Source organism: Pseudomonas sp. ICMP 10191, assembly GCF_001467335.1.
Lineage (GTDB): Bacteria > Pseudomonadota > Gammaproteobacteria > Pseudomonadales > Pseudomonadaceae > Aquipseudomonas > Aquipseudomonas cerasi.
Map to the genome: position 1 here is coordinate 1 of NZ_LKGW01000150.1, position 6,459 is coordinate 6,459.

The 6,459-nt window shown below is 55.7% G+C and carries 10 protein-coding genes and 2 pseudogenes; 4 read left to right on the forward strand and 8 right to left on the reverse strand.

The window, feature by feature from the left end:
* From AO388_RS22905 to AO388_RS28035, 4 genes and pseudogenes are all read right to left on the reverse strand, one after another.
* Positions 1 to 321: pseudogene (locus AO388_RS22905) on the reverse strand (hypothetical protein); the annotation flags it as partial.
* Positions 321 to 659 carry a hypothetical protein gene (locus tag AO388_RS22910; protein ID WP_058417204.1) on the reverse strand — a complete coding sequence of 113 codons (339 nt, stop codon included), beginning with the start codon at positions 657 to 659 and terminating at the stop codon, positions 321 to 323. The gene AO388_RS22910 and the pseudogene AO388_RS22905, both read right to left, overlap by 1 nt.
* Positions 660 to 1,016: 357 nt before the next feature.
* Entirely contained in the window at positions 1,017 to 1,322 is a 306-nt protein-coding gene (locus AO388_RS22915; RefSeq protein WP_058417205.1) for a hypothetical protein, read from the reverse strand.
* Between the two features lie 116 nt (positions 1,323 to 1,438).
* Positions 1,439 to 1,639: pseudogene (locus AO388_RS28035) on the reverse strand (LuxR C-terminal-related transcriptional regulator); the annotation flags it as partial.
* Between the two features lie 441 nt (positions 1,640 to 2,080).
* Between AO388_RS28035 and AO388_RS22920 the strand changes: the two are divergent.
* Positions 2,081 to 2,344, forward strand: a complete 264-nt coding sequence (locus AO388_RS22920) for a DUF1652 domain-containing protein (protein ID WP_058417206.1) — start codon at positions 2,081 to 2,083, stop codon at positions 2,342 to 2,344.
* 34 nt (positions 2,345 to 2,378) lie between these two features.
* On the opposite strand, the gene AO388_RS22925 is transcribed toward AO388_RS22920, so the two are convergent.
* The 4 genes from AO388_RS22925 to AO388_RS22940 form a co-directional block, all read right to left on the reverse strand.
* The gene (locus tag AO388_RS22925) at positions 2,379 to 2,813 is read right to left on the reverse strand and encodes a DUF6941 family protein (RefSeq protein WP_058417207.1); all 435 of its coding nucleotides are present in this window, start codon (positions 2,811 to 2,813) and stop codon (positions 2,379 to 2,381) included.
* Entirely contained in the window at positions 2,810 to 3,124 is a 315-nt protein-coding gene (locus AO388_RS29260; RefSeq protein WP_058417208.1) for a helix-turn-helix transcriptional regulator, read from the reverse strand. Before AO388_RS29260 ends, AO388_RS22925 begins: the two co-directional genes overlap by 4 nt.
* A gap of 103 nt (positions 3,125 to 3,227) precedes the next feature.
* The gene (locus tag AO388_RS22935) at positions 3,228 to 3,650 is read right to left on the reverse strand and encodes a hypothetical protein (RefSeq protein ID WP_058417209.1); all 423 of its coding nucleotides are present in this window, start codon (positions 3,648 to 3,650) and stop codon (positions 3,228 to 3,230) included.
* A gap of 271 nt (positions 3,651 to 3,921) precedes the next feature.
* Positions 3,922 to 4,653, reverse strand: a complete 732-nt coding sequence (locus AO388_RS22940; RefSeq protein WP_058417210.1) for a LexA family protein — start codon at positions 4,651 to 4,653, stop codon at positions 3,922 to 3,924.
* Here AO388_RS22940 and AO388_RS22945 point away from each other — a divergent pair.
* The 3 genes from AO388_RS22945 to AO388_RS22955 form a co-directional block, all read left to right on the forward strand.
* Positions 4,619 to 4,924, forward strand: coding sequence for a helix-turn-helix transcriptional regulator (locus tag AO388_RS22945; RefSeq protein WP_374754960.1), 306 nt, complete (start codon positions 4,619 to 4,621; stop codon positions 4,922 to 4,924). The genes AO388_RS22940 and AO388_RS22945 overlap by 35 nt on opposite strands.
* A 224-nt stretch (positions 4,925 to 5,148) precedes the next feature.
* Positions 5,149 to 5,817 carry a Rha family transcriptional regulator gene (locus AO388_RS22950; protein ID WP_058417211.1) on the forward strand — a complete coding sequence of 223 codons (669 nt, stop codon included), beginning with the start codon at positions 5,149 to 5,151 and terminating at the stop codon, positions 5,815 to 5,817.
* An 11-nt stretch (positions 5,818 to 5,828) separates the two neighbouring features.
* On the forward strand, positions 5,829 to 6,459 hold a 631-nt coding region (locus AO388_RS22955; protein WP_058417212.1), incomplete at its 3' end, for a helix-turn-helix domain-containing protein.

The window sequence follows — 6,459 nt, forward strand, 5'->3', positions numbered from 1 at the left end:
CCCGGTGGTACGGCTCACGTCGGTGATTGTGGTTGTCTGTGCCATGTGGCGGATCTGCGCGACCACCTCATCGCTGACGTGGCCCCGTGGGAGATTCGTCTTAGGGGGCGGTGGAGTTGCTGCGCGCATCGCTTCCTTGGTCCGGCGGCGAGGTGCTGGCGTTGCTGCTGGCCCCATGCGTCCGTATGGCCTGGGCTTGTATGCGAAACCCTGCAGCGTGGCGATCACGCCGCCGCTCTTCAGGAACTCAGCCACTTCGGCCTCAAGGACGGCGGACCGCTCTTTGTTGCGCTGAATCGTGCTCAGCTCTGGACTGATCATCAGCTTGCACCGTACAGCGCGAACAGCGCCAAGCCGGTGGCGATCGCAGCAGTCCAGCGCAGTATGTGAGTGGCGAACGACAGCTGACGTACAGGCTGGGCTTCCAGTTGCTCAGCGATTTTGCACGCCGCGCAGTGGCCGCGATGAACGCCGCGCACAGTGCCGGTTGAACGCTCGACGATGCCGAACTCGTTATTGCCATTTGGCACGACCGTGAAGCGCGGCAGAGCTGCCGGGTTCTTGCGGCCGACCTTGTCGTAAAACTCGGCCGTGGAAAGGGTGCAGCGTTGGCGCAGGCCTTCGTAGATTGCACGACGCTGGCTGATTGTCTGATGCATATGAGGCTCCTTGACCGCATTGGTCAGATGACAGGCGCGGGTGACCAAACCCAGCCGTGAGACTGGCCTGGCATCTGCCAATGCGGTCGTTTGATTTGGGGGAGGGTGATGCAGGGGGCCGATTTAACGGTTTGAACTCATCCGCATCGGAGATTGATCGGAACACCAGGGCGCTACCCCTGCTTGATTCCCGCCGCGTTTCAGGTATTGGCCGACAGATTCGGCTCAGGACTTTTCCGGGGCTTTGCGATCCTAGCGCTGCAGCCCGCTTGGGCACGCTCCGATCAATCTCCGATGCAGCCTGGCGCTATGACAGGGTTCGGGCAGTTTTCGTCAGGCTGACGCTGGTGCTGGTTTTCAGATAATCGCTGTCAGAGTCTTGGAGCCATCGGGTGCATTTCTGGTGATCGACATCGCCACCATCTGATGAGCGCCATGTTGGATTGCTTGAACGCACCGCCTGTAGCGAGGATCAAATACCTCATCGCCATCTGGCAGATGAGTTGTACAGGTCAGCGTGGAGCAGTCCTCGCCATTGGGACCTTCGCCGTCGTGGGCAATGCTGAAGCTCGCGACCATCGCAATACCGTTCTGCCTGGCAATTTCGACGATCTGCTTAATCAGAGGGCTGATCTGATCGTCGTAAACCTGTTCTTTGTTCATGTTTGCTCCTGATGGTTGGATTGATGCTCAGCAGATCGCCGCTACTGGCCTGAGCTTGTCCGAGCCCTTACGGCTGATCTTCTGTTCGTACCCGCCGCGGCGTGACTCGGGGGCTCTGCGCTCGNGCGATTCACGCCCAGCTTGAACATGGCGACCGACAGCCGCTTGACGACCGTGCCCGGCGCGATGCCGAACGTTCGGGCGATTTCCTTGGCTGTGCAGCCCTGGGCGGCTGACAACAAAAACTGCAACTCTCGCGGCGCAAGACCACGGCCGAGGTGGCCTCTCCATGCCCCACATACGATGGTTGTATCCATTACGTTTTACTCGGTGGTTGTCATCCCAAAGCACCCGGCTAGCCAGGTGCTTCAGTGATGCTGTCCAACAGGTGATTCCGTTCTCTGTAAAGAGCTTCGTCCAGTCGGTCCCGTTATCCGGGGCTGGGAGATCACTTCGCTGATCCCGTGCTATCTGGCGGCTTCACCAGTCTTGTGTCGCTGCGATTGACCGCTGCGATGGGGTTACTATCACGTATCGTGTTTATTAGGTCAACACGAAATGTGATTTATTTTCGCGCGCTCAAAAAAATGCCCGCTCATTGGCGGGCTCCGGTCAGGTTAGAAATCGTATTTTGCGCTATAGCCAAGAGTCCTTTGGGGTTGGATTAGGCATAACGTCAGCACTATCCAATATCCCGACTACACTCGGCGTAACGTCGGCCTCAGGAATTCTCCTGGCTTGCAACCAGGATGGACCGAATGAATTCCCCAATGGACCTGAGGCCTTGCATAGAGGAAGCGTTTTTGCCAATGAAGTGCGTGTGCGTTATCGCACCTGACGCTTCAATGACGATCCAGGTATTCGACAAAGACACCGAGGCAGAAGAGTTCACTGTCACAGGCATCGATACTGCGGCACTGGTCACGATCCGGGACATCGTCGGGCTTGTACTTGAGGTGAAAGGGGAGATGAGGCTGAGGCGGCTTGCGTCTGATCGGCAGGAGAGGGCGTTGAAGGGGTAGAACGAAAAAGCCCGACGCTTGGCCGGGCATACTGTTAGATAACCATTTCCGGTGGTGCATGCTTAATTTCTAACCCGCCACACTCAAGCTTTTTACCGTCCGCTAGCACGGAAAGCTTGAGCTTGCCAGCCTTTTCAATTTGAAAGGGAGTGAGTATTGCCATGAGCTGAACGGTATAAAACGAAACGGGTTCAGTCCTCTCTGGGGCTTGGGTTACGATTGATTCGATCTGCTTCTTGGATAGCTCCATTTTGAAGATCTCTACGTCGTTGAAGCTACCTGTCACGCATATCTCTTCAAACTTCCGCTTCTGCGGTGTAACCAAGCTTAGTGCCAAGCAAATCTTGGGGAGGACACACGGAATTTCAGAGGCTACAAGTTGCCCAGTGTAGATTCCAACCATCGTGGTTTTTCCACCGACTTCCTGCCTGATGTCGTCGCAGAAAATTGCATGAGCGTAGCGATTCATTTCAATTCCTTTTGAGCATTCAAAGCTGTTTGCCTCACTAAGGCCTCGCTCAAGACGTCCAGCGAAACACCGAGAGCTGTGCTGAGTTTCCTGCACGTGGACATGACAGGGTCATGCCTGCCGCTCTCAATTTTAGCAATTTGCGGCTGGCTCGTTTCGATAGCTGCGGCTAACTGCTTTTGAGTCATACCTGCACGAAGACGAATTGTGCGGACCGTAACACCCTCGTCGGCGTAAAAACTATCCGCGACCCAAGCTCTCGCTTCTGCAAACCCTTCGGCGTGAGCCGGGTCGGCATCGAGCTCGGCCATGAACGCATCAAAGGCCGTGTGCTGAGTAGCTGCATCTGATGTATGCACTGGCAGCTTGAATTTTAGAATTACAGGGGCTTGCCCCGATGTAGCCTTCCCTGGTCTACCAGGAAAACTCTTCGAGAGCCCTGCAGGAGGCGAAAATACGTCTAGAGACTGGGTGATCGATGTCATAATCGAAGTCTTTCTCAACAAGTGCCAGAATGAAATATTGCTTTTTCTGTGAAAGAAACGCGTAGATAAGGCGGTACTCAAGGCCCTTCTCAACCAAAGAAAAATCTCTAAGCCGCCATAGGTTCAACCCTTTGTTTTGCGCCTCAATCCACATCTTCACATTGAAGAAAGCATCCTTTTTCGGCTTGCTAGGCCATGCTCCATAATTTTGCTGCGAAAGCCGGTCCAGAAGGTCCTGATTGTTGCGGAGCTCCTCAATCAGTTCGCGGGTCCGGTACACTGCGCGTGGCTCAATCGCCAAAATACGCTTTAGGTCAATGAGCAAATCGTTGTGAGGAATCAGTTCGAACACTATATCGACCTAGGTATATTTATTCAAGTTCATTCCATTGCCTTGATTGCTCAAGACTCCTTACCCAGTATCCATTCCTTCCTCGCCGGACCTTGATCTCAGCCGATCGTGCTTCGGCGTTGACCTCATCCGCAAAACGCGATTTTATCGCTAATCATTTTGCACGGTATTCGTAGCTTCTGAGGTGGCTCGCGAGTCGTTGATTCGGCTTTGTCGCGGCTGCTGGCACATTAGCACCTTTCGGAGTCCCCGCCGCGCCATATCTGACCGGTCACGCAAACTTCGTCAGCGACCTGACCACCACACCAATGATCCTGCAGTCTTCGGTGCACTGCACGGTCGGATAGGCCGAGTTCAGCGGTTTCAGGTATCTGACGCCGCCATCTTCTACCAGCTTCTTGAACGTCGCCTCGTTGCTGCCCGACAGCTTCGCGATTACCAGCTTGCCTGGGCGCACGTCTGCGCGGGTGTCCACTAGGATCTGCGAGCCCTCTGGAATCGAAGGGGCAGTAGGCGCCGTCATCGAGTCTCCTTTGACCTCCAGCCAGAACGCGGGGCCCTTGGCCTTGTAGTCAGAAACATCGTAGTCATCAGTAGCACCTGGCGCGTAGGGCTCAACCGCTTCCGACCATTCGCCGGCAGCGACCCAGCTCACTATAGGGTAGCGGTACATCCGCGAGGGTTGCTCCACTTCGGCGATATTGGAGGGCTCACTGAGCGCCCGTGTCGCCGCTGCAGCGTCTTCCCCAATCAACAAAACACCATAGGGAACGCCAAGCGCTTTTGCCATCAGCTCAATATCGCCTAGCGTCGGCTCCCGCGTTCCGGACTCGTAGTTTCCTACACGCGATTGAGAGCTCCAGCCACAGAGCTTGGCTAGCGCGGCTTGAGATTTACCAGCCGCATTGCGCAATCGCTGCAGCCTCTGTGCGAGAGATTCATTCATAACGCGGAATTCTAAACACGATATGAAATACCCGTTCTCACTTATTGTGTTTGCCATTAACACGATACGTGTTTATCCTGAAAATAATTATGGAGGAAACCACATGAACCATGTCCGCATCATCCGCGAGGGGGCTGGCATAACCCAGGCATCGCTACGCCGGGCGCTCGGCTGGAATCAGTCTCGCTTGGCGAACTACGAATCGGGCCTAAGAAGCCCAGGCCTCAGCGAGGCAAGGCTGATAGTGATCGCGCTGAATGAGCTGGGCGCTATTTGCGTTCTCGATGAAGTCTTTCCTCCCGACAAAGAGAATCTTTCAGCGGCTTGATGCGAATTATCCGCTCAGGCGGGAAGGGCAGGTAGTACAGCGGATGGGCTGTTGTTTCATCCAGTACCAAATTTCAGGCAAAAAAAAGCCGGTGGCTAGACCGGCTTCTTCAACAACAAACAACGTGAGGTAGCTGGATTATGCACACCACACCCGGCCCATGCAATACCGGCCATGATGCCGCCCCCGGATATGGCGATCACCAGGCCATGACGCGTCAGTTAATGTCGTCGCGTGAAATTGCAGAACTGACTGGCAAGCAGCACAAGAACGTGAAACGCGACGTCGCCGCCATGCTTGCAGAGTTGAAAATAGGTGCGCTCAATTTTGAGCACACCTATCTGGACGGTCAGAACCGTAAGCAGACCGAGTACCTCCTTGATCGCGAGCACACTGATTGCTTGCTCACCGGGTACAGCGCCGAGCTGCGAATGAAGGTGATCTTGCGCTGGCGGGAGTTGGAGGGTCAACTGATCGGCCGACTGCGGATACCGACTTCATTCGCCGAAGCTCTGCGCCTGGCTGCCGACCAGGTCGAACAGAACCGGAAGCTGCAATTCGTCATCGACAAACAGGCTCCGAAGGTCGCAGCCATCAATCGCCTGGCCAGCGCCGGCGGTGCCATCTGTATCACCGATGCTGCCAAGCAACTGCAACTTGCCCCTTCAGCGCTATTTGCGTGGCTGCACCAGCATCGGTGGATATTTCGGCGGGGTGGCTCTGGTCGTTGGACTGCGTACCAACCCCGCATCACAACTGGCTTGATGGTGCACAAGATCACTGCGCTCAAGCCCGATCCAGAAACAGGCGCAGACCGCGCTGCATTTGATCCTCTCATCACAACCAAAGGCTTGGCATTGCTGGCTGAACAAAATATTGGAGCGTCTTCGTGAGCGTTCAGGCAATGGCGTGGGCGCTACAAATCCCGCGCACAACTCTTTCCGATTCAAGCGCGCGGCATGTCCTGCTGTGCCTGGCGAACTACGCCGGTACTGACGGACGCGGGGCGTTCCCTTCGGCCACGACCCTGAGTGAAGACACCGGACTTTCCGAGCGAACCGTGCGTTCCAAGCTCGAGCTACTGCGGGTGTCTGAACTGATCGTTCCAGGCAATCAGGCGCTGGCCGCTGTGTACATCGAACGTCATGACCGACGCCCAGTCGTCTATGACTTGCCGATAAAGCGGGGTGCAAATCCTGCACCCCGCACTGAACGGGGTGCAGATGACGGCACGGGGTGCAAATTACAGCAGAACGGGGTGCAGAATTCCGCAGAACGGGGTGCGAAATCTGCACCCAATACGTCACTTAACCATCAATTAACCGAACAGCAGCAGCCGCGCGAGATTTCAGATCGCCAGCGCTTCGCAATGTTCGCCGACTGGGCACCGGATAGCCGTTACCTGATCGCCCAGGCTCAGATTGCTGGCGTCAAGCCTGCCGATATCCCTGACGCGCTGATCCGCAGTTTCATCGGCTGGTTTGTGGCCAAGCAGAACACCGTAGACACATCCGCCGGTTGGTGTAACCGCTTGG